Annotated in this window: 15 protein-coding genes; 6 read left to right on the forward strand and 9 right to left on the reverse strand. The window is 65.7% G+C overall.

Annotated elements, in window-relative coordinates; translation table 11 throughout:
* Window positions 1-5: 5 nt before the first annotated feature.
* From FA85_RS09910 to FA85_RS09920, 3 genes are all read left to right on the forward strand, one after another.
* The gene (locus tag FA85_RS09910; protein ID WP_036109132.1) at window positions 6-773 is read left to right on the forward strand and encodes an alpha/beta hydrolase; all 768 of its coding nucleotides are present in this window, start codon (window positions 6-8) and stop codon (window positions 771-773) included.
* A gap of 26 nt (window positions 774-799) precedes the next feature.
* Complete coding sequence (locus FA85_RS09915) at window positions 800-1,540, forward strand: SDR family oxidoreductase (protein WP_036109130.1); 741 nt, start codon at window positions 800-802, stop codon at window positions 1,538-1,540.
* Between the two features lie 116 nt (window positions 1,541-1,656).
* Window positions 1,657-2,295 (forward strand): hypothetical protein, encoded by a 639-nt coding sequence (locus FA85_RS09920; RefSeq protein WP_036109127.1) that lies wholly within the window; start codon window positions 1,657-1,659, stop codon window positions 2,293-2,295.
* A 73-nt stretch (window positions 2,296-2,368) separates the two neighbouring features.
* On the opposite strand, the gene FA85_RS09925 is transcribed toward FA85_RS09920, so the two are convergent.
* Complete coding sequence (locus FA85_RS09925; RefSeq protein ID WP_081907279.1) at window positions 2,369-3,727, reverse strand: TolC family outer membrane protein; 1,359 nt, start codon at window positions 3,725-3,727, stop codon at window positions 2,369-2,371.
* A 257-nt stretch (window positions 3,728-3,984) separates the two neighbouring features.
* Window positions 3,985-13,230 carry an autotransporter-associated beta strand repeat-containing protein gene (locus FA85_RS09930; RefSeq protein WP_051943152.1) on the reverse strand — a complete coding sequence of 3,082 codons (9,246 nt, stop codon included), beginning with the start codon at window positions 13,228-13,230 and terminating at the stop codon, window positions 3,985-3,987.
* 608 nt (window positions 13,231-13,838) lie between these two features.
* On the opposite strand from FA85_RS09930, the gene FA85_RS09935 reads away from it, so the two are divergent.
* Both FA85_RS09935 and FA85_RS09940 read left to right on the forward strand, forming a co-directional pair.
* Window positions 13,839-14,552 (forward strand): pirin family protein, encoded by a 714-nt coding sequence (locus FA85_RS09935; RefSeq protein WP_036109123.1) that lies wholly within the window; start codon window positions 13,839-13,841, stop codon window positions 14,550-14,552.
* 132 nt (window positions 14,553-14,684) lie between these two features.
* Window positions 14,685-15,932, forward strand: coding sequence for a flavin monoamine oxidase family protein (locus FA85_RS09940; RefSeq protein WP_036109121.1), 1,248 nt, complete (start codon window positions 14,685-14,687; stop codon window positions 15,930-15,932).
* Here the strand turns inward: FA85_RS09940 and arsC are convergent.
* From arsC to FA85_RS09970, 6 genes are all read right to left on the reverse strand, one after another.
* Entirely contained in the window at window positions 15,922-16,317 is a 396-nt protein-coding gene (arsC, locus tag FA85_RS09945) for an arsenate reductase (glutaredoxin) (protein WP_036109119.1), read from the reverse strand. The genes FA85_RS09940 and arsC overlap by 11 nt on opposite strands.
* A gap of 51 nt (window positions 16,318-16,368) precedes the next feature.
* On the reverse strand, window positions 16,369-17,013 hold the full coding sequence (locus FA85_RS09950) for an SDR family oxidoreductase (protein ID WP_051943151.1): 645 nt from the start codon (window positions 17,011-17,013) through the stop codon (window positions 16,369-16,371).
* Window positions 17,014-17,200: 187 nt separating this feature from the next.
* A complete protein-coding gene (locus FA85_RS09955; protein ID WP_036109115.1) occupies window positions 17,201-18,484 on the reverse strand; it encodes an MFS transporter in 1,284 nt (427 codons plus the stop codon).
* Window positions 18,485-18,539: 55 nt separating this feature from the next.
* Window positions 18,540-19,478, reverse strand: a complete 939-nt coding sequence (locus tag FA85_RS09960; RefSeq protein WP_036109109.1) for a sugar kinase — start codon at window positions 19,476-19,478, stop codon at window positions 18,540-18,542.
* Window positions 19,465-20,115, reverse strand: coding sequence for an RraA family protein (locus tag FA85_RS09965; protein ID WP_036109106.1), 651 nt, complete (start codon window positions 20,113-20,115; stop codon window positions 19,465-19,467). Before FA85_RS09965 ends, FA85_RS09960 begins: the two co-directional genes overlap by 14 nt.
* A gap of 35 nt (window positions 20,116-20,150) precedes the next feature.
* The gene (locus tag FA85_RS09970; protein WP_036109102.1) at window positions 20,151-21,116 is read right to left on the reverse strand and encodes a C-terminal binding protein; all 966 of its coding nucleotides are present in this window, start codon (window positions 21,114-21,116) and stop codon (window positions 20,151-20,153) included.
* 165 nt (window positions 21,117-21,281) lie between these two features.
* On the opposite strand from FA85_RS09970, the gene FA85_RS09975 reads away from it, so the two are divergent.
* Complete coding sequence (locus tag FA85_RS09975) at window positions 21,282-21,938, forward strand: GntR family transcriptional regulator (RefSeq protein WP_036109099.1); 657 nt, start codon at window positions 21,282-21,284, stop codon at window positions 21,936-21,938.
* A 4-nt stretch (window positions 21,939-21,942) separates the two neighbouring features.
* Here the strand turns inward: FA85_RS09975 and FA85_RS09980 are convergent, their stop codons facing one another.
* Complete coding sequence (locus FA85_RS09980; RefSeq protein ID WP_036109096.1) at window positions 21,943-22,452, reverse strand: SRPBCC family protein; 510 nt, start codon at window positions 22,450-22,452, stop codon at window positions 21,943-21,945.
* Between the last annotated feature and the right edge of the window lie 11 nt (window positions 22,453-22,463).

The following is a 22,463-nucleotide window of genomic DNA, read 5'->3' on the forward strand; positions in this document are numbered from 1 at the left end:
ACCTCATGAAAACAGCATTCCGTCGCACCCGTTTCGCCGCCGCCCTGGCGATCTCCCTCTCCGTCTTCGGCGCCGCCGCCGTCACCGCCGCACCCGTGAAGAACATCGTCCTCGTCCATGGATTTTTCGCGGATGGCTCCGGCTGGAAAGCGGTGTCCGACATCCTGATCCGCGATGGCTACAAGGTTTCCATCGTGCAGGAGCCGGAAACCTCGCTCGCCGATGACGTCAAGGCGACGCTGGGCGTCGTCCACATGCAGGACGGTCCCAGCATCCTCGTCGGCCACAGCTACGGCGGTGCCGTGGTGACCGAAGCGGGCAACGATCCGCAGGTCGTCGGCCTGGTCTACATCGCCGCTTATCAGCCCGAGGCCGGCGAGAGCCTGGCCACGCTGACCGAGAAGAATCCCGGCGCGACCAAGGCGATCAAGAAGACGGCGGACAACTTCCTCTACATCGACCCCGCGCAGTTCCATGCCGACTTCGCCGCCGACGTGCCGGAGAAGGAAACCCGCTTCATGGCGGCCTCGCAGGTCATGCCTTCCGTCCAGGCGTTTACCGCCCCCGTGTCGACCGCGGCGTGGAAGACCAAGCCGAGCTGGGCGCTCGTCGCCACGCTCGACCGGACGGTCAACCCGGATCTCGAACGCTTCATGGCGAAGCGCGCAGGCAGCACCACGGTCGAGGTCGCCTCCAGTCACGTCGCCTTTCTCTCGCATCCTGCCGACGTGGCGAAGCTGATCGAGCAGGCCGCCAGCAAGTCGGTCAAGTAAGCACTCACGACATAGAGGGCAATACCATGAGCAAGCAAATCGAAGGAAAGGTCGTCCTGATCACGGGCGCGAGCACGGGCATCGGTGCGGAAGTCGCGAAGCATCTCGCGGCCCGCGGTGCAAAAGTCGCGCTCGCGGCGCGGCGTAAGTCGATGCTCGATGCCGTCGTGGCCGGGATCGTCGCGGCCGGTGGGCAAGCCGCGGCCTATACCCTGGACGTCACCGACAAGGCGCAGTTCGCCCAGGTCGTCGGCGCCGCGGTCGCCGACTTCGGCACGCTGGACGTCCTCATCAACAATGCCGGCCTGATGCCGATCCGTCCCATGTCAGAGGTCAATACCAACGAGTGGGACGCGATGATCGACGTCAATCTGAAGGGCACGCTGTACGGCATCGCCTCCGTGCTCCCGCGCTTCATCGAGCAGAAGCGCGGCCACATCATCAACCTGAGCTCCGTCGCCGGCGTGAAGGTCTTCGCACCGGGTGGCACGGTCTACTCGGGTACCAAGTTCGCGGTCAGCGCGATCTCGGAAGGCCTTCGCCAGGAAGTGGGTGGCGATATCCGGGTGACCTGCATCGAGCCGGGCGCGGTCGAGAGCGATCTCAAGCTCAGCACATCGGGCACCGCGAAAGACACCGTGCTGGATTTCTACAAGCAGGCGATTCCGGCGGCGTCGGTCGCACGGGCCATCGCGTTCGCGATCGAGCAGCCCGCCGACGTCGACATCAATAACATCGTGATCCGGCCGACGCAGCAGGTGTTCTGACCGGAGTGCATCCGGCGCGGCATGACGTATGGGCCGGTCGTGACCAATGGGCCATGGCGCCCGGCGATGGCCGGCCTACCTTCCATGGATATATCCGAGCCGAAGGAGGGATGCCGATGCGAGCCACTTATCTGGGATTGCTGTTGCTCGCCGGGGCATCGACCGTCACCGCCCACGATGCGCTGCTGGAACAGGCACTCGCCCGCAAGGCGGTGCCCACGGCCGATCTGCACGGCGTCATCCGTACGACCACGACGGTCAAGGGCGGCGACAAGCCCGAGCTGGATTCCGAATCCGTGGATCCGCGCAAGGAGCCGAAAAAGATCATGGCTTCCTACGACGAACTGCGGGACGTCATCGGTACCGATGCGCACGTGACGAAACAGGAAGCCGGACGGACGACGTACGCGTTTACGACGACGCGTCTGCCACGCGGCTATGTCCAGGCCGGGCATATCAACGTGAGCAGCGACGGCAAGGGCGACGACGAACGGTTCGATGGCGCGGTCACCGTGACGAAGAATGCCGGGGGGCATCCTTACATCGACCATCTGGATCTTCGCTTACACGGGACGGCGGGTAACTTCATCGCCAAGGTGAAGAAGATCGACGTCAGTTATGCGTTCGCACCGGCGGACGGCACGGACGCGATGCTGACGACGAGCTGCATGGTCGATGCGACGGTGCGGGCGTTGTTCTTCGTGCATCGTGAGGCGCATGCTGAGTCGGAGTGGGTGGCTTTGGCTGAGCACTGAGGTGGGTTGCTTTCGCCAGCAGGGCTGGCTCCTACAGAAGCATCGCCAATAGGATTGGCTCCCACCACAGTGGCTACTGCAGCAGCCGGTTGATTTCTTCGATGTCTTTCAGCTCGGCAGCGCCGACACTGCGCTTGAGCAGCAGTTTGTTGAGGATGAACTGGTGGCGTAGCGCGGTGTACTGCGTACGGATGTTCGCCAGCTGCGCGATCGCGACAACGACGTTGGTCAGGCTCTGGGTACCGATGTCGTAACCCGCGCGCATGGAAGCCAGCGCGTCGTTAGCCGACTTCACCGCATCGCGCGCATCGCTGACCTGTCCGATGCCCGCGGTGATCAGGTTGAAATAGTTGGTGGCATCACGCGCGGTCTGTCGGCGCAGCGACTCCAGGTCGTCCTGGTCCGCATCGCGCTGGTGTATCGCCTGGCGCACCTGCGACTGGGTGAGGCCGCCGCTGAACAGCGGCACGGCCAGCACCAGGCCGACCGTCGTACTACCCGGGCCATAACTCGCGCCTCCACGAACCGTGTTCGACCACGCGCCAGCCTTGTCGTAGCCCACCGAGAAATTGAGCGTCGGCAGATGACCGCTGCGCGCTGCCGAGATCGAGTGCTCATCGGCCGTCACCAGACGGCTCGCCGCGAGCACGTCCGGGTTCTGACGCATGGCTTCTTCGACCCACGCCTCGGCATTGTTCGGCGTGGGCGTTTCCATCGGGAGGTCTTCACGCAGGCTCTTCAGCGTGCCAGGGGCCTTGCCGGTCAGCTGTTGCAGCGCGCGACGCGCATCCTTCAACGCGGACTCCGCATCCACACGCGACGACTTGATGTAGAGGTAATAAGCCTTCGACTGGCTGAGGTCCGCCTGCGGCGCCAGCCCGTTCGCGAACTTGATGACGGCCTGGTCGTATTGCTGCTTGTAAGCGTCCTCGTACGACTGGAATACCTCGACCTGGTCCTGGTCGATCAGCACGTTGAAATACGCGGTGGTCGCGCGGACGTAGAGGTCCTGCAGCTCCCCTTCATACGTGGCGTCCTGCGATTCGGCGGTGAGCTTCGCCTGGCGTTCGCGCGAGAATTTCGCCAGGTCGACCACCGTCTGGTCGAGCTGAAACGTCAGGTCACGCTGCCGGCTGTGGCCGCCCGTCGTTTCGGACGAGGTGCCGCCGTTGCCGGATTCCACACCGGCGTAACCGGGATGAAACTGCTGCAGCTCCAGTCCGGCGGACAGCTGGGGAAGCAAGGCCGACCGCGCCTGCGGCACACCCTCGGCCACCACCAGACGACGCGCATCGGCGCCCGCCAGGACAGGATCGTTGGCTACCGCTTCGCGATAGATGTCCAGCAGGTCTTCCGCGCCGGCGACCGCCGGCAGCGCGCCAGCCATGGACAGCAACGCCGCCAGACAGCCCGATAGATACCTTGTTTGCATGTCCGCCTCTAAGCACGCCGATTATCCGAGGCACGTTGCAAGCGATATGCCAGCACGTGCGGACGGACATGCGTGCCATCGCGGTAACGCTCAGGCGTTGTTTTTCAAGGGCAAAGGGCGGGTCGCAACATCCTTCGGGCGAAGGGATACCCGGTCTGGGCCGGCAAGGACCGTGTCCGCGGACGTTCCCGCGCGGACACCGGCGGTCACACCGCGAACGACCTGACGAGCCGTGGCGGCTCGTCAGGTCGGCTCGGTCAGAAGCTCCAGCGGAAGCCCAGGTTCACCGCGTCGCTGCGCTGATGCGTGGCGACGTCCGCGTTGTAGTACACGAACGTGCTGGCCTTCGGCGTGATGTCGAAGCTCACGCCCACGCCGGCCTGCCAGTGGTTGCGTACCGGCTGCGAGCCCTGCACCGAGAAGGTCTCGGCCGGTGCGCCCGCGAAGGCGTTGTTCACGGTGGTCGTATCGTCCCGGGTGTTGTGCAGGTAGCGGACCATCACGATCGGGTGCAGCTTCGTGCCTTCCACGCCCAGGTCGACATCGCCGACGAGGCGGGCACCGACGCCGTATTGCAGGCTGCTGGCGCTGGTCCTGCCGACGCGGAGGTCGGCGTCACCGGCATTCTTTTCGGTGAAGGCGTCGTACTTGACCTTTGCGTAGTACGCACCGACGAACGGCTCCAGATGCATGGACTGGCCAAGCTGGAAGCGGTAGCCGCCCTCCAGCGAGGCATTGGCGGTCTTGCCGTCATAGCTACCGGTCGCCTGCGGCGTGAAGCTGCCCACCGCGATACGACGCGAGCTGTCCGCATTCTGCCAGCCGTACGACGCCAGGCCTTCCGCCCACCACTGCTTGTCGTTGAAGTAGAGCGCATGCAGGCCGATCGCCGCCTGATCGACATCGGTGTAATCGCCGCGACGATCCGCCTCGGTACGCGAGTTGGCGAAGTTGGCATGCACACCCAGGCGCAGGTCCGGCGTGACCGGCGCGTCCGTGCCGATGATGACGCCATGGATGCGGTAGTCGGTCTTTGCGACGTCGACGCTGTGGTCGAAGCTGCTGCTCGAGGTGTACGGTTCCGCCCAGACCGCCGGACCCGGCTCGCCGGTGTCACGCTGGAGCTTGAGACGATAGAACAGCGTGTCCTGATACTGGCTCTGCCCGGAAAGCTCGGCATTGGCTGCCGACGCGTACGTTTCACCGGTCAGCGAATCGAAGGCGCGGTAGACCTGCTCCGAGGTCAGACCACGCGCATTGCCCAGCAGGGTCGGCAGCGGGTCGCCCCCCGAGACAGCGATGCGCTGCAGTACCGAGGCCATGTCGCCCTGATTGGCGTTGAGGCCGGGGAACTGGCCGAAGCCGATACCGCCCGCGCCGAGACCGCTGCCCGCCTGGCTGTACGTCAGGACGAGGTCATTGCCTTCGGTCGCCAGATTCGTGTCGAGGAACGGGAAGGGACTGGTCGGCACGTTGCTGTACGCGCCGTTGATGCCGTTGGTCGTCCGCAGGATCGTGAAGCGGCTCACCGGCCTGAAGGTGGTGCTCGTCGGCGTGACCGCCAACGTGCCGCCGACGGTGGCCGCGCCATTGACGTTGATGGTGTCGCTCGTATTGCCGGTGCCCGTGCGGATCTGCGTGGTCGAGCCGCTGCCAAGCGTCAGGTCGCCCGTCGTCAGCACCGTACCCGGCGTACCGGTGCCTCCCGCCGCGCCGGTCGCACCCGGAATGCCGCTCGGTGCGATTGTGCCATCGACCACCACGGGGCCCGTCACCGTACCGCCGCCGACGATGCCGCCGCCGGGAGTCACGGTCGCCGGTCCGCCCAGCGAGCCATTGACCACGATGTTGCCGCCGACCGTGGTGCCACCCGGGAAGGTCGCGGTCGTACCGCTAGCGATCGTGAGCGTGCCGGCACCGATGTTGAGGTTGTCGATGTGGGTGATCGAGCCGCCCGGCAAGCTGGCCTCGCCGCTACCCGTGATGTTGACCGTGCTACCCGGCCCCGTCCCGTTGACCGTACCCGTGACACCCGGCAGCTGGCCGTAGGAGATATCGATCGTGCTGTTGCCACCCAGGTTGACGGTGCCGGCGATCGGGCCGGTCACCGTGACGACGTTGCCGGTACCGTCGAGACTGGCCGTGCCGTCCGAGCCGACGGCGACGCCACCCGTGTACGGATTGCTGGCATTGAGGATGCCGCCATTGACCGTCAGACCACCGGTGAAGCCAGCGAGCGATCCGCCAAGATTGAGGGTGCCGGTGCCCTCCTTGTCGAGGCCGCCGGTGCCGCTGAGCGTGCCGTTCAAGGTGAGGTCGGCGGGACCCTGCACGGTCACGCCGTTGCCACCGACCGTGACGTCGTTGCCGAGCGTTACCGCGGTACTCGCTTCGAGGGCGGCGCCGTCGATGTTGAGACCGCCCGTCCCCAGCGCGGTGTCGCTGCCGACGACGAGCGTGCCGCCGTCGACCGTGGTGCCGCCGGTGTAGCTGTTGTTGCCGTTCACGGCCAGACGAATCACGCCGTGCTTGATCAGGCTACCGGCGCCGGAGATCGCACCATTGAGCGTCAGGTTGTTGCTGCCCGGCAGGGTCAGTGCGGCGTTGAGTGCGACGTCGTTCCCCAGCGTGGTGGCTGCCGTCGCATCCAGCGTGGTCGCGCCATTGACGGTCAGCGCACCCGTGCCCAGCGCCGCGTCGTTGCCGACGCTCAGGCCACCGGCGTTTAGGGTCACGCCGCCACTGAAGGTGTTGGCGGCGCCGAGGGTGAGCGTGCCCGCGCCGTCCTTCACCAGCCCGCCCGTACCGGTGACCGTGCCATTGACGAGCGAGTCCGCAGCACCGGCGAGCGTAAGCAGGTTGCCGCCGAGACCGACCGTGCTGCCCGCCACCGCGTCGAGGGAAGCGATCGTCTGGTCGCCGCCCGCCGAGATGTCGAACGTGCCAGTACCGGCCAGAGTCACCGCGCCGGCGGGAGCCAGGCTGCCACCGGCGCCGATCGCCAGCGTGCCTCCGTTGATCGTCGTGCCTCCGGTGTAGCTGCCGACGCCCGTAAGCGTCAGCGTCGCGGCGCCGTTCTTGGTCAGGCTCCCCGCACCCGAGATCGCGCCGCCAAGGGTCAGGTCGTTGCTGCCGGGCACGGTCAGGCCGGCGTTGAGTGCGATGTCGTTCGCCAGCGTGACCGGCGCGCTGGCATCCAGTGTTCCCGCACCGGCCACCGTCAGCACGCCCGTGCCGAGGGCGGCGTTGTCGCCGACCACGAGACCGCCCGCGTTGAGGGTGACACCGCCGCTGAAGGTATTCGCACCGGCCAGCGTCTGCGACCCCGGGCCGTCCTTGATCAGGGCGCCCGCGCCCGAGATGACGCCGTCGTAGGTGCCGTTGCCGACGCCGTTGAGTGTCAGCGTGTTGCCGCCGAGCGTGACGGCGCTGCCGGCGACGCCGTTGAGTACGCCGATCGCCTGATTGCCGCCGGTCGCGATATCGAAGCCGGTGCCTGCCGCCGTGAGCGTCACGGCGCCCGTGGGCGACAGGCTGCCACCCGCGCCGATGGCGAGGATCCCCGCATTGATCGTGGTACCGCCGGTATACGTGTTCGTACCCGTCAGCGTTTCGATGCCGGTGCCTTCCTTGATCAGCCCACCGGTGCCGCCGATGCTGCCGCTGAAGGTGCCGTCCGTGGGGCCGCCGACCACCAGCGAGTTGCCGCCGAGGTTGACGGTACCGTCGCCGACCAGCGTGCCGAAGCTCTGCGTGCCGTTGCCGGCCGAGAGATCGAACGTGGCGCCGGTGGCGAGATTCACCGTGCCGCTGCTCAGCAGGCTCGCACCCGCACCCAGCGCCAGCGTGCCGGCGTTGATGAAGGTGCCGCCCGAGTATGTGTTCGTGCCGTTGAGCGTGAGCGTCGCCGCGCCGTCCTTGGTCAGGCCGCCGGCACCCGAGATGGCACCGTTGAGCGTGAGGTCGTTAGTGCCCAGCACCGCGAGCCCGGCGTTGAGGATCACGTCGTTCGCGAGCGTGGTGGCGACCGACGCATCGAGGGTCGATGCACCGCCCACGGTCAGCGCCCCCGTGCCCAGCGCGGCGTCGCTGCCGACGACCAGGCCGCCCGCGTTGAGCGTCACGCCGCCGGTGAACGCGCTCGCACCGTTGAGCGTCTGCACGCCCGCGCCGTTCTTCACCAGGCCGCCACTGCCACCGATGCTGCCGTTGAAGGTCGCATCCGTCGCACCGCCGAGCACCAGCGCGTTGCCGCCGAGGGAGACCGCGCTGCCCGCGACGCCGGTGAGCGAACCGATCGACTGGTTGCCGGCCGCCGAAATATCGAACGTACCCGTGCCAGCCAGATTCACCGCACCGGTCGACGCAAGGCTGCCACCGGCGCCGATGGCCAGCGTGCCCGAGTTGATGGTCGTGCCGCCGGTGAAGGTGTTTGCGCCCGTCAGGGTCAGCGTCGAGGCGCCGTCCTTGATGATGCCGCCCGCACCCGACACCGCACCGCTCAGCGTCAGCGCGTTGCTGCTCAGCAGATCGAGGTTCACGCCAGACGCGAGGGTGATGCTGTTGCCGACATTGAGCGCGGCCGTCGTGTCGAGCGACGCATTGCCGCCGACCGACAGGGCACCGGTGCCGAGCGCATCGTCGTTACCCAGCACCAGGCCTCCCGCATTGAGCGCGACGCCGCCGCTGAAGGTGTTCGCACCGCCGAGCGCCTGAATGCCCGCACCGTTCTTGATGACGCTGCCGGTACCCGCGATGAGACCGTCGTACACGCTGTTGCCGACACCACCCAGGGTGAGCGCATTACCACCCAGCGTCACCGTGCTGCCCGCGACGCCGTTGAGCAGGCCAATGGCCTGATTACCGCCCGCCGACATGTCGAATCCCGTACCCGGCGCCGCGAGATTCACCGCACCGGTCGCAGCCAGGCTGCCGCCTGCGCCGATCGCCAGCGTGCCGGCGTTGATCAGCGTGCCCCCGGTGAACGTGTTGGTACCGGTCAGGGTTTCGGTGCCGGTGCCTTCCTTGATCAGACCGCCGGTGCCCGCGATCGAGCCGGCGAAGACACCGTTGGTCGGGCCCCCGACGGTCAGCGAGTTCGCACCGAGGTTGACGGTACCGCCACCGGTGAGCGTGCCGAACGTCTGCGTGCCGTTGCCTGCCGAGAGATCGAACGTGGCGCCCGTCGCCAGATTGACGATGCCGGTGCTCGCCAGGCTGGCGCCCGCACCGAGCGCCAGCGTGCCGGCGTTGATGTTGGTGCCGCCGGTGTACGTGTTGCTGCCGTTCAACGTCAGGAGTGCCGAGCCGTCCTTGGTCAGGCCGCCGGTTCCCGCGATGTTGCCGTTGAGGGTGAGTGCGTTGCTGCCGAGCACGGTGAGGCCGGCGTTGAGCGCGATCGCATTGGCCAGGGCGACCGGGCCGCTCGCATCGAGCGTGGTCGCGCCGCCGATGGTCAGCGTGCCGCTGCCGAGCGCCGCATCGTTTCCGACGATCAGGCCACCGGCGTTGACGGTCAGGCCGCCGCCGAAGGTGCTGGTACCGCCGAGCGTCTGCACGCCCGCGCCCGCCTTGATCAGTGCGCCGTTACCGGTGAGCGAGCCGTTGAAGATCTGGTCGGTCCCGTTACCGAAGGTAAGTGCGTTACCGCCGAGCGCGATCGTCGTGCCGGCCGTGCCGGACAGCGCGCCGATGGTCTGATTGCCCGCGCCTGAGATGTCGAAGCCGGCTCCCGCATTGGCCAGCGTGACGCCACCGGTCGCGGCGAGGCTGCCACCTGCGCCGAGCGCGAGTGTGCCCGCGTTGATCGTCGTACCGCCGGTGTACGTGTTTGCGCCGGACAGCGTCAGCGTCGCGGCGCCGTTCTTGGTCAGGGCGCCCGCGCCCGACAATGCGCCAGCCAGCGTGAGTGCCTGGCTACCCTGCACGCTCAGGTTCGCACCGGCGGCGAGGCCGACGTTGTTGACCACGTTGATCGGCGCATTCGCATCGAGCGACGCATCGGCACCCACGTTCAGCGCACCGGTGCCGAGCGCACCGCTGTTACCGAGCAGCAGCCCGCCACCGTTGAGGTTCACACCGCCGCTGAAGGTATTGGCGCCACCCAGAGTGAGCACCGATGTCCCATTCTTGGTCAGGCTGCCCGTGCCTGACACCGTGCCGCCCAGAGCCAGATCCTGGCTGCCGAGAACGCTGAGTGCGCTGCCCGCACCGAGGTTGACCGCATTGCCGAGGCTGATCGCGGCGCTGTTATCCAGCGACACCGCGCCGCCGATGTTCAGCGCGCCCGTACCGATGGCGCCACTGTTGCCGAGCACGAGACCGCCCGTATTCACGGTCAGTCCGCCGCTGAAGGTATTCGCACCATTCAGCGTGAGCACCGACGCCCCGTTCTTGATCAGGCTGCCCGCACCGGCCACCGCACCGTTGAGCGTGACCGCCTGGCTGCCGACAAGCGTGAGCGCGGTGCCCGCACCGAGGTTCACGGCATTGCCGAGGTTGAGCGCCGTCGTGCTGTCGAGCGACCCGGTGCCGCCGACGTTGAGCGCACCGGTGCCGAGTGCGCCCGCGTTGCCCAGCAGCAGGCTGCCGGCATTGAGGTTCACGCCACCGGTAAAGGTGTTCGCGCCGTTGAGGGTCAGCTGTGACCCGCCGTTCTTGATCAGACCGCCGGCACCCGTGACGACACCGCCCAGCACGAGATTCTGCGCACCGGGCAGGACGAGCGATCCACCCGCGAGGTTGACGTTGTTGGCAAGGTTCAGTGCCGCCGTACCGTCGAGCGTGCTGGCACCGTTGACCGTGAGGTCACCCGTGCCCAGCGCGCCGTTGTTGCCGAGCAGCAGGCCACCGGCATTGAGGCTCACGCCACCGGTGAAGGTGTTCGCGCCGCTGAGTGTCTGAATACCCGCGCCCGCCTTGACCAGCGAACCCGTACCGCCGATGACGCCGGCATAAGTCTGGTTGGTCGCGTCGCCGAAGGTCAGCGCGTTGCCACCCAGCGAAATCGTGGTGCCGGGCACACCCGACAGCGCGCCGATCGTCTGGTTGCCTGCCGCCGAGATGTCGAAGCTCGCGCCGGTTCCGCTCAGATTCACCGCGCCCGTCGCGGCGAGCGAGGCACCGGTACCAAGCGCCACGGTGCCCGCGCCGATGTTGAGGCCGCCGGTGAAGGTGTTCGCACCGCCGAGCGTCAGCGTCGTGGACGCACCGCTCTTGATCAGGCTCCCCGCGCCGGTGATCGGACCGTTGAAGGTCAGCGGCTGGCCGCCGAGCACGTTCAACGCGGCACCGGATGCCAGATTCACCGCGTTGGCGAGAGTCAGCGCAACGTTGTTGGCATCGATCGTGGTCGATGCCGCGACGTTGAGCGCGCCCGTGCCGAGTGCGCTGTCGTTGCCGAGCAACAACGCGCCACCATTGACGGTGAGGCCGCCGCTGAACGTGTTCGCCCCGGTCAACGTGAGCGATGACGCGCCGGTCTTCACCACGTTGCCGGTGCCGGCGATGACGCCGCCGAAAGCAAGCGGCTGCCCGCCGAGCAGGTTGAGCGTGCCGCCCGTACCGAGGTTCACGTTGTTGGCCAGCGCGAGCGGTGCCGTGCCGTCGAGCGTGACGTTCGCGCCGACGCTGAGCGCGCCGGTACCAAGCGCGCCGTTGTTGCCGAGCAGCAGGCCACCGCCATTGAGCGCGACACCACCGCTGAAGGTGTTCGCGCCGGAAAGCGTCTGCACGCCGGTGCCGACCTTGACGATGCCGCCGGTGCCGGCGATCAGGCCCGCGTAACTCGTGCTGGTGTTGAGCCCGCCGGTCGTGAGCGTCGTCGCGCCGAGGTTGACGGTGCCACCGAGGCCCGCCAGCGAGCCGATCGTCTGGCTGGCACCCGCGGAGAGATCGAGCGTGCCGCCCGGCGACAGGGTGATCACCTGCGTCGGCATCAACATGCCGCCCGCACCGACGGCGAGCGAGCCGCCGGTGATCGAGAACGTGCCAGAGAGTGTATTGACGGCACCGAGCGTGAGCACACCCGTGCCCGCCTTGGTCACGTTGCCCGCACCGGACAGGGCGCCGTTGAGGGTCAGGTTCTGTGTTCCGTTGATGGTGAGCGTGTTGCCGGCGCCTACCGCGATAGCGTTGCCGCTCGAAAGCGTGGTCGCATTCAGGGCGGTGATCGTCGTGGCGGCGCCCGTCACGTTGACCGCGCCGGTACCCAGCGCACCGTTACCCGAAAGCAGCAGACTGCCCGCGGCGAGCGTGGTACCGCCTGTCCACGTGTTGCCGGCCGCCAGCGTCAGGGCGCCTGTGCCCGTCTTCGTCAGAGGACCCGAGCCCGACACGGCACCGCTCAGACCGAGATTGTTCGTACCGGCGACGGTAAGGCCCGCACCGGCCTGAATATTGAACGCCGTGGTAACGCCGAGCCCGTTCGTCGCGGCCTGGATAGTGCCGCCCGAGACGTTCGCGCTGTCGCCCAGATTGGCGGGATCGGCGAGGATCGCCGTACCGCCCGTCATGGTGGTGGCATTGGCCAGGCGGCCGGAGAGACCCCATATGCCGCCGCTGATAGCCAGGTTCTCGAAGTTGATGTATTGCGCCGCCGAGGCGCTGCTGATGCCATTGTCCGTCGTGCTTTTCAGTGTCAGCGTGTCGGTACCCGTGCCGCCGTCGACGATGCCGGCGGCGGCGAAGTTGAGCACCCCCACGCCAAGCAGATCGCCGATGGATGCGGCCACGCCCGTACCCGTGCTGCTGACGACGGACCCCGTATCGGCAACGAAGGTGTCGTTGCCCTGGCCCATGTAGACGCTGCCGGTGATGGTGCCATTGTTGGTCAGGGAGTTGCTGGTGCCATGCAGACTGATGCGGCCCTGCACCGTGCCCGTCGCGCCGTTCGTCATGACCGTGTTGCCCAGGCCGGACGCGACGATCGCAGGTGCGTCGGCGGCAAGCACCGCCACGCCGACGAGGGGCTTGCCACCGATAAAGCCGTTGTTGGTAAGCGTCGTCGTGCCACCCGCGCCATTGCGGATGTCGAGCGCCACGCCACCGAGATCGCCGATCGTGACCGACGCCAGGCCGATGGTGCCGTACAGGCTGGCGCCCGCGTTGTTCGTGATGACGTGGTTGCTCGCGTTCGCATTACCGACGACCGTGCCTTCCGACAGCAATGTCAGAAGACCCAGCAGCGAGGGGTCGATGCTTCCCGAGTTATTGAGCGTGACGTTGTTACCCGACAACGTCATCGCCGTACCGAGGCCGATTGCCGATGCGATGCGCCCGTCGCTCGTGACGTTAACGGTGAGGTTGTTCGCGTTCGTGCTGAAAGGGTTGCCGACCAGCGTTCCGCCGGAACAGGTGATGGTCGAGCCGTTGGCCGGAGCGATGGGTGCACAGTCGGCGATGGCCTGCTGGCTGACGAGACCGAACAGGGTCGAGGCAAAGGTGAGGTAGATACCCCTGCTCAGCGACGTGCGGCGGATGTTTCCCATGTGACGCTTGCTCATAACGCTCCCCGGTCCGCACGGCGTGTTCCCTGACCGGGAAATATCGGCCGCACTTCAGCCGCGACGCCGGAAAATCCGTGCCGCAAATAGACGTCTGATTGGTGACGCCGATGAGCCTGACGGAATCAGGCCCTTGGTATTCGGCGCAAGCCTAAGCGAGGGTCGAGAGGGGTCTATGCACAAATCTGGCGATGCATTTCCGCGACCTTTCCAGAAAGTGAAAACGTCGCTCGCGGAATTCGTGCGCATCGACAAATACGGCACGAAAAGACGACGTTACGTCTTCAGAAATCAGGTAGAGATACTTAAGGAATCGCAGTGTTCACGCCATTTCCGTATTTCATCGTGGCGATTTAACAAACGTCGCGACGGCCCCGCGGCGATCTCTTGACGCGTGGACCGCGAATGCACCGTTGCCGAATATGACTTGCGATTTCGCCCATCATTTTCTTCGCGCGCCGAATGTGCATAGGCATTAGCGGCACGCGAAGCGTTTTATCGCCGTTCCGCTCCGTCCGTCGACGGCAGAAACCGCACGATGCATGTCGATTCTCCAAGCCAGCGCATAAGCGGTGCGGTACGGTGGGCCCTCATCCAGGGAGAGTCTTATGTTCGTCATCCGCCACGCGTCCGAGCGAGGCCACGCCAATCACGGCTGGCTCGATTCCCACCACAGCTTCTCTTTCGCCGACTACCGCGACGAGGATCATGTGCACTTCGGTCCGCTACGCGTCATCAACGAAGACCGGGTCGCTGGCGGTGCCGGCTTCGGCACGCATTCGCACCGCGATATGGAAATCATCAGCTACGTGCTCGAAGGCGAGCTGGCCCATAAGGATTCGATGGGCAACGCTGTCGTCATCCGGCCGGGCGAAGTGCAGCGGATGAGCGCGGGTCATGGCGTCACGCATTCCGAAGAGAACCATGCCCACACGGTCACGCACTTTCTGCAGATCTGGATCATTCCGAACCAGCTGAACCTCAAACCGGGCTACGAGCAGACGTTCTTCCCGGATGACGAGAAGCGCGGCAAGCTGCGCCTCGTCGCCAGTCAGAGCGGTGAGCATGGGTCGGTGACGGTGCATCAGGATGTGCGGATCTATGCGGGATTGTTCGGCCCCGATGAAACCGCCCACCACAACGTCGACTTCGAGCGCCTGATCTACGTACACGTGGTGCGTGGGACGGTACACGTGAACGGGCATCCGCTGTCCGCCGGCGATGCGGTGAAGATTACGGAGGAGTCGCGCGTGGTGCTCTCGGACGGTGTGGACGCTGAGGTGCTGTTGTTCGATATGGCGGAGCTGGAACCGCCTCGCTAACGGTTCGGGCGGCGGCGTCTTCAGAAGACGCCGCCAATGGATGGACCGAGTCGCACATTCGCGCCATCACGATGCCGTTTGAGGTATCAAGATACCCATGGGCGGTCTTACCGTCGACACGGATCTTCTGCTTTGAATACAACGTTCGATGTCGCGATCGTCGGAGCCGGGGCTGCGGGTATCGCCGCCGCTGGCCGGCTCGCCGGGTCAGGCCTGAACACGATACTGCTGGAGGCATCGTCACGCATCGGCGGGCGGGCCTGGACCGTCGAACTCGACGGCATGGCCCTCGATCTGGGCTGCGGCTGGCTGCACTCGGCCGACCGCAACCCGTGGACGCGGATCGCCGAGCAAACCGGCTTTGAGATCGACCGGCGTAACCCGCCCTGGGGACGCTCCGTTCCGCGTCCTGGATTCTCAATCGAAGAGCAAGCGGCGGCGGGCGAGGCCTATGACCGCTGGCACGACCGGATGCTTACGATGCCTTTGCCGAGCGACGTCGCGGCGGACCATCTCGTACCGGGGGATCGATGGAACCCTTACCTTCAGGCATTGAGCGGGTTCATCAACGGGGCGGCGCTGGAGCACTTGTCGATCCAGGATTACGCCAACTACGAGGCAGTCGCCACAGAGGAGAACTGGCGGCCGTTGAGGGGCTATGGGACGCTGATCGCTTCCCACCTTCCCCGTGAAACCGTGTGCATGCTTGTTACGCCGCTCGAGCGACTGACCCTGTCGGCCAGGGGCGGCGTGACGCTGGCGACACCTCGCGGCGAATTGCATGCGACAACGGTGATCCTGACCGTATCGTCCAACGTGCTGGCTGGTGGCACGATGCGGCTTCCCGACGAACTCGAGCCGTGGCGCGAGGCGGCAGGTCGGCTTCCGCTGGGCTACGACGAGAAGCTCTTCCTGCGCATCGTGGATGAAGAGGCTTTCCCTTCCGAGCTTCACGCGATCGGGAATCCGTACGATGAGGCGACCGTGGCGTATCACGTCCGCCCCCTCGGGCGACCCATGATCGAATGTTTCCTCAGAGGTGCCAGCGCCAGACTGTTGGCGGATGGCGGACCTGTGGCGGCCTGCGAGCACGTGATGAAGGAACTTGTCGGCCTGTTCGGTGCGAACGCCCGGAGCGGCCTGCGCTTCCTGACGACATCGCAGTGGCGCCACGACACGCGCGTCAGCGGCGCTTATAGCCATGCCTTGCCGGGATACTCTTCCGCACGGCGCACGCTCGCGGCTCCCTTCGAGAACCGCATCTTCTTTGCGGGTGAGGCGACTCATGAGAGCGCGTTTTCCACCGCGCATGGTGCGTATGCGAGTGGCATCCGCGCGGCGGAGGAAGCGATCGCCGCGATGGCCGTTGCTAGCCGATGATTTCGCCGTCTTCTTTCACGAAGGGCGTGTCTAATGGGGGAATGATCTGCAGCACGATTTCGGACGGACGACAAAGACGAGTGCCGATATCCGTCACGACGAAGGGGCGGTTGATCAGGACGGGATGCGCGAGCATCGCCGCGATCAGCGCCTCGTCGCTTATCGACGCGGCTCCCAGCCCAAGCTCATCGAACGGGGTGCCTTTTTCGCGTATCGCCTGACGAGGGGTCAGGCCCGCGTCGGAGAGAAGTCGTCGCAGGGTCGCTTCATCGGGTGGCGCCGTAAGGTACTCGATGATGGTCGGTTCGATACCGGCGTGCCGCAGAATCGCGAGCGTGTTGCGGGACGTCCCGCAACGGGGATTGTGGTAGATCGTTGCGCGCATGGTCAGGCCCTGGAGAAGATCGCGAAGCGTCGAGGCATGCGATCTTACCTGTCAGACGAGCTCAGCCACCGGCGTATCGCCGTCAATGAAGCGGATCGTCTTCCGTACCGATGTGTTGCTATGAAGCGCTCGTTCGATCACGGCGGCCACATTGGCTCGGGACGTCGCATTGTCGCCATCGTACGTGGGCTCGACGACCGTGATGTTTTCCGAGGCGGCATCGAGTGTGAGCGCGCCGGGGCCCAGGATCGTCCACTGCAACGGGCTGTCCCGCAGATGCTCGTCCGCGGCCGCCTTGGCCGTCGCGTACGCGTAGAAACCGTTCTCCGGGTCGACATCGTCCGTTCCCGCGCCGATATACGACACCATGACGAACCGGGCGACATCGGCCAGGGAGGCGGCGTCGATGGTTCGGATCGCGGCATCGCGGTCGACCGCATAGGTTCGACCCGGATTGCCGCCGCCCGCGCCTGCGGACCAAACCACCGCGTCAAAGCCGCGGAGCATCCCGGCGATCGCTTCCGCGTCGGCGTGTTCGATATCGAAGACCGACGGCTCAGCGCCTGCCTTCGACACATCCGGCCCATGCGCAGGATTGCGGATGATCGCCCGGACCTCGTGATTGGCGGCCACGAGACGAGGGATCAGCTCGAGCGCGACCTTACCGTGACCGCCGATGATGACAATTCGGGACATTGCTGAGCTCCGTGCCTGGTGTGCCCCGAACATAACCAACCACATGTTGGATTTCTGTGGTCGTTACGCATCCGCCGGCTCGTCGAAGTCAGTGACCTGCGGACACGGGCCTCGTACGCGCCTCACCTTGCCTGCGACCTCGCCGATCACCAGATGCGGTCGATTTTTCGCGGCTCGACACCTGTCGTCAGCTCGTATGCAGATTCCGCGGTACGGTGATCAGGCCGAGCAACGCTGCCGCCGCGGCGCAGCCCGCGAGAAACACGAGCCCGCCGACGAAGCCAGGCGACACACTGCGCAAATAACCCAGGACGTAAGGCCCGGCAAATCCGCCCAGGTTACCGACGGAGTTGACGAAGGCGATGCCCGCGGCCGCCGCCGCGCCTGTCAGGTAAGCACCCGGCTGGGTCCAGAACACGGGCAATACGCAGTAACCGCCGATCGCGGCGATCACAAGTCCGCCAAAAACCACAGGCTGGCCGTGCCCCAGCGCGGCGATCACCAGTCCGGAGCAGGTGATCAGGCATGCCCCGGCAAGAAATGCACGATAACGACGCGTCTTGTCGGCCATGCGTCCCCAGAACACCATGGCGACCGCACCGATCCAGAACGGCAGCGCATTGAGCAACGTCACCATCGTCTCGCTCATGCCATAGCTGGACAGAATCTGCGGCTGCCATAGCACCAGTCCGTTATTGACGGTGACGATCAGCAGGTAGATGACACCGAAGGCAATCATGCGCGGATCCGTCAGTACCGACAGTATGCGTGGCTTGTGCCGCTTCTCTCGCTCCGCCGCCTCGGTGTTCAGTTCATTCTCGAGCCATTCGCGCTCTTCGGGCGCGAGCCACTTCGCCGTCGACGGCCCTTCGACGAGCTTGAAGTACGTGACCACGCCAAGTACTACCGATGGCATGCCCTCGATGATGAAGAGCCACTGCCATCCAGCGAGCCCCGCCATGCCGTCCATCTTCAGAACGAGACCGGACAGGATCGAACCGACGCCGCTGGCTACCGGGTTCGCCAGCATGAACAATGCGACGACACGTGCTCGATAGCGTGCGGGAAACCAGAACGTCAGGAAGAAAATGATTCCCGGAAAGAAACCGGCTTCGGCGGCCCCGAGAATGAAGCGCAGGACCATGAAGCTGGTCGCGCCCTGGGCGAAAGCGCACGCCGCGGAAATCAGCCCCCAGCTCACCATGATGCGTGCGAGCCACGTGCGCGCCCCGAACTTCACCAGCATCAGGTTGCTCGGCACTTCGAGTACGAAGTAACCCAGAAAGAAAATCCCCGCGGCCCATCCGTAGGTATACGGATCGATGCCCAGATCGTGGTTCATCGTAAGCGCGGCGAAGCCGACGTTCACGCGGTCGATGAAGGCGGCGATATAGAGCACCACGAGGAAGGGAATCAGGCGCCACATGGCCTTCTTCACCACCCTGCGTTCGAGTTCGGACGGAGTATTCACTGCGTGGGCTCCGACTCCGCACATGGACGCGGAGCCTGTGGGTTGACGTGGTGCGTCAGGCGGCCGGATGCATCAGAGCGCGCACCTGTTCGGGACGGGGAATAGGCCCAACCGCGCCGTAGCCCTGCGTGGATAGCGCCGCGGACGCGTTCGCGTAGGCGACCGCGGTCGCCACGCTGTCGCCGGCGGCGATACGCGCGACGAAGCTGCCGTCGAAGCAGTCGCCCGCTCCGGTGGTGTCACGCGCGTCCACGACGTGTCCGGCCACACGCTGACGCCCCTTCGCATCGGCGATCAGCACGCCGTCGCCACCCATTTTGAGGATGACGTGACGCGCGCCCTTGTCGAGGTAGTACGAGGCGACATCGTCCGCACGTTCCAGGCCCGTAAGCGAAGTCGCGTCCTCCAGGCTGGGCAGGAAGTAATCCACATCCGCGAGAGTCGCTTCGACGATCGCCCGCGCTCTCGAGACCGGCCACAGGCGGACACGGAGGTTGGGATCGTAGGTGATGACCTTGCCCCGTCCACGCAGGTGCGCGATCGCGGCGAAGACAGCATCGCAGGCTTCGACACTGATGGCCTGCGTGATGCCCGACAGGTGCACGTATTTTGCGCGGTCGAGCAGATCGTAAGGCAGGTTCTCGGGTGCGAGCTTGCTCGCCGCCGAGCCTTTGCGGAAGTAGGTGAACTCGTGGCCGCCGTCGTGATGCGTGACGAAGTAGATGCCGGTCGTGGCGCTGCGATCGATCGCGACGCCCGCCGTGTCCACACCCTCATCGTTCCACAGCGCCGTAAGGCTGCGACCGAAGTCGTCGTCGCCTACTCGCGTGACGTAGGCGACGCGCGCACCCTGGCGCGAGGCGGCGATCGCGAAGTTCGAGGTGTCGCCACCGAACCCACGCAGGTAGCGCTCGGGCTCGCCAGGTACCTGGTTGAACTCCAGCAGAGGCTCGCCGATAGCGAGCACCAGCGGTGCGGTATCAGATGCGGCCATACTTCGCCAACCCCTTCCGCAGCGACTTCTCGGCGATGATCAGCTTCGCCTGCTCGAGTTCGCGCGCATCGATTTCCTGTGAGAGCGCCAGCACCTCGGCAGCCTGCGCCCGAGGAACGACGATCACGCCGTCAATGTCGGCCACGATGATGTCGCCCGGGTTGACCGTGACGCCAGCCATCTCGACGGTAACGTTGGAAGCCAGCGTGCGATAGCGGCCTACGGTGGTTCCCGGCGAGACGGAGCGCGCGTAGACGGGGAAGTCGTAGTCGCGGCGGATCTCCGTGAGATCACGGACGCCGCCGTCGAGCACGGCGCCGACGTGGCCGTTGGCCACGGCGCCGGCGGTCATCAGACCGCCCCAGACCGCGACGTTCTCTTCCGCCTGAATGCTGATGACGATGACGCTGCCCGCTTCCGATTCGTCGATCGCGTCGAGGGCGTGCTGCGGAGGCAGCTTCTCGTCGGTCGGGCCTTCGGCAATGGTCACAGCCGGGCCGACGATCTTCTTGTCGTTGATGCGCGGCTTGATCTGCTGGTCCATGTAACCGCGCTTGCCGCAGACCGTGTCGACGGCATCGGCGACGGAGGCGGTGGCGACGGCGTGGAAGCCCTGGATGAGTGCGTTGAGTTCCATGCTTGCTCCTGGATGGATCGATAGGGAAAAGGGGCTTACCAGCGGTTGAGCCAGTTCAGCGGCGCCTGGCCGCTGAGCACGCGGGCCGCTTCTTCAGCCGCCTTGCGCTGCAGCTCGGCTACCGATTGCTCGGAATACCAGGCGGTGTGATCGGTCAGGACGGCATTGGCGCACTGCTTGAGTGGATGGTCCGCGCGCAGCGGCTCTTTCTCGAACACGTCGATGCCCGCGCCAAGGAGGCGCCGTCCGGCGAGTGCGTCGGCCAGCGCATCTTCATCGATGAGCCCGCCGCGTGCGGTGTTCACGACGATGGCATGCGGCTTCATCGCGGCGATGCGCTTCGCGTCGACAATGTGGTGGTTCTGCTCGGTGAGCGGACAATGCAGCGAGACGTAGTCGGCTTCGGCACAGAGCGTGTCGACATCGGTCAGTTCGATATCGGGATACTGCCCAGGCTTCACCCACGGGTCGTATACGAGTACGCGGGTCGCGCCGATGGCGCGCATCTTCCGCTCGAGCGCGCGAGCGATTCGGCCGTATCCGATCAGGCCGAGCGTGCTGCCCTGCATCCGGTACATCGGCTCGGCACGCGATACGTTCCACGCGCCCTGGCGCACCGCCACGTCACGGGTATTCGTACGACGCGCGATCGTGAGCAGCAGCGCCAGCGCATGATCGCTGACTTCTTCCACGCCATAGTCGGGCACGTTGGCGACATGGATGTGCTTCGCGGCAGCGGCTTTCTGATCGATGTTGTCGACACCGATGCCGTATCGAACGATCACCTTGCAGCGTTGCATGGCATCGATAACGGCGGCGTTGACCGGCGACTCGCGAACCAGCACGGCATCGGCCTGCGCCGTGGCGGCTATGACCTTGCCTGCGTCGCCATCACAGGGAGTGACCTGAACCGTCGCGCCGACCGCGGCGAGGATCGAGGTTTCGACGTCGTACGTTTCATAACCATCGTCGATGATGACGACCTGCTTCAGCTCGGACATGAGATTCCTTGGAACGGCCGGTGGTCGTGCTGCCACCGAACTGATATCTTAGATACCAAGGAAAGCATCTCTCAAGTTGCACTGCAACATAAAAGGCATCCCTGGCCCCCGTCCTTGCCGCGTCGCGGAGGCGCGTCCTAAGATGCCCGTCTGGAGTGGAGACTCATGACGATCGGAACCAAGCTCGCGCGCCCGCAATCCCTGACGTCCATCGCCAAGGAAAGCATCCGCAACGCCATCACCGGTGGCGAGCTGGGTTTTGGCGCGCAGCTTTCGGAGAGCGCACTCGCGCTTCGTTTCGGGGTAAGCAAGACGCCCGTTCGCGAGGCCCTGCTGCAGCTCAAGTCCGAAGGCCTGGTCGAGATCCTGCCCCAGAAAGGTACGTTCGTCTTCGATCCCGCCGAAGATCAGGTCCGCGAGATCTGCCGCTTCCGCGAGATCGTTGAGACGGCGGCGCTGGCCGAGGCCATCCGGATCGATGCGGCCGACCTTGCCCGCGTCCTGCGTGACACCCTTGCCCAGGGCACGGCGCTCGGCGGGAAGCATGCCGAAGACGCCGTTTTCCACGGCGCGATCATCGCCGGCTCGCGGAATGCTTATCTGGCTTCGTCATATCAGCTCGTTGCCGACAAGATCCAGGCGCTGCGCGCCCGCTTGCCTGAAGACAACGGCGTCGACGCCTGCCACGACACGCATACACGCATCGCGGCCCTTGCGGCGGCAGGCGACGTGTCCGGCGCCTGCGACACGCTACGCGACCATATCCGCAGCACCGAACAGTCCTATGTCAACGCGATCCACGCTCAGCCGGCGTCGACCTGATCTCTCAGATCGCCCGGCGTGCCGTAGCCAGCAAACCATCCAGCCAGGCCTGGTGACCGTTGATCATCGGATTGGGCCGGGTGGTCGCAAGGGCTTCGGCGGGCTTGCCCGTCTGGGTTTCCTGGGTCAGCACGCGTAAGCGGCCACCATCGAGCGTCTCCAGCAGCCAGGCGTGATGCACGTCGAGACGGGACTCCGCATCACCCTCGACCCAGCCATGCCAGGCGACGCGCCCCGGCTGACCGGCCGCCGGTGCGATGAACTCGGTCACTTCCGCTTCCACCGGAAAACCGAAGGTGGTGAAGCGAAATCGGGCACCGGCCGACAGCACGGGACCGCTCCTGTCGTGGAAACGGATGTCTGACGCGTTTTCGTAATAGGCGGGCCATGCCGAGGTGTCGACCAGGGCGGCCCAGGCAGCGGCGAGGTCCACGCCAGCGACGATCTCTTCGTTGGAGGCGAAGTTGGCGGTGGTGCCGGGCAGGTAGTCCGCCGGCCAGATGATCTCGTTCATGGCTGTTCTCT

This window comes from Luteibacter mycovicinus (genome assembly GCF_000745235.1).
Taxonomy (GTDB): domain Bacteria; phylum Pseudomonadota; class Gammaproteobacteria; order Xanthomonadales; family Rhodanobacteraceae; genus Luteibacter; species Luteibacter mycovicinus.

Bases quoted from the DNA above. Each gene is read 5' to 3' on its own strand.
- FA85_RS09970 (WP_036109102.1), bottom strand. From the start codon at position 21,116: ATGTCCGAGCTGAAGCAGGTCGTCATCATCGACGATGGTTATGAAACG.
- FA85_RS09930 (WP_051943152.1), bottom strand. From the start codon at position 13,230: ATGAGCAAGCGTCACATGGGAAACATCCGCCGCACGTCGCTGAGCAGG.
- FA85_RS09980 (WP_036109096.1), bottom strand. From the start codon at position 22,452: ATGAACGAGATCATCTGGCCGGCGGACTACCTGCCCGGCACCACCGCC.
- FA85_RS09965 (WP_036109106.1), bottom strand. From the start codon at position 20,115: ATGGAACTCAACGCACTCATCCAGGGCTTCCACGCCGTCGCCACCGCC.
- FA85_RS09960 (WP_036109109.1), bottom strand. From the start codon at position 19,478: ATGGCCGCATCTGATACCGCACCGCTGGTGCTCGCTATCGGCGAGCCT.
- arsC (WP_036109119.1), bottom strand. From the start codon at position 16,317: ATGCGCGCAACGATCTACCACAATCCCCGTTGCGGGACGTCCCGCAAC.
- FA85_RS09910 (WP_036109132.1), top strand. From the start codon at position 6: ATGAAAACAGCATTCCGTCGCACCCGTTTCGCCGCCGCCCTGGCGATC.
- FA85_RS09915 (WP_036109130.1), top strand. From the start codon at position 800: ATGAGCAAGCAAATCGAAGGAAAGGTCGTCCTGATCACGGGCGCGAGC.
- FA85_RS09975 (WP_036109099.1), top strand. From the start codon at position 21,282: ATGACGATCGGAACCAAGCTCGCGCGCCCGCAATCCCTGACGTCCATC.
- FA85_RS09920 (WP_036109127.1), top strand. From the start codon at position 1,657: ATGCGAGCCACTTATCTGGGATTGCTGTTGCTCGCCGGGGCATCGACC.
- FA85_RS09935 (WP_036109123.1), top strand. From the start codon at position 13,839: ATGTTCGTCATCCGCCACGCGTCCGAGCGAGGCCACGCCAATCACGGC.
- FA85_RS09950 (WP_051943151.1), bottom strand. From the start codon at position 17,013: ATGTCCCGAATTGTCATCATCGGCGGTCACGGTAAGGTCGCGCTCGAG.
- FA85_RS09925 (WP_081907279.1), bottom strand. From the start codon at position 3,727: ATGCAAACAAGGTATCTATCGGGCTGTCTGGCGGCGTTGCTGTCCATG.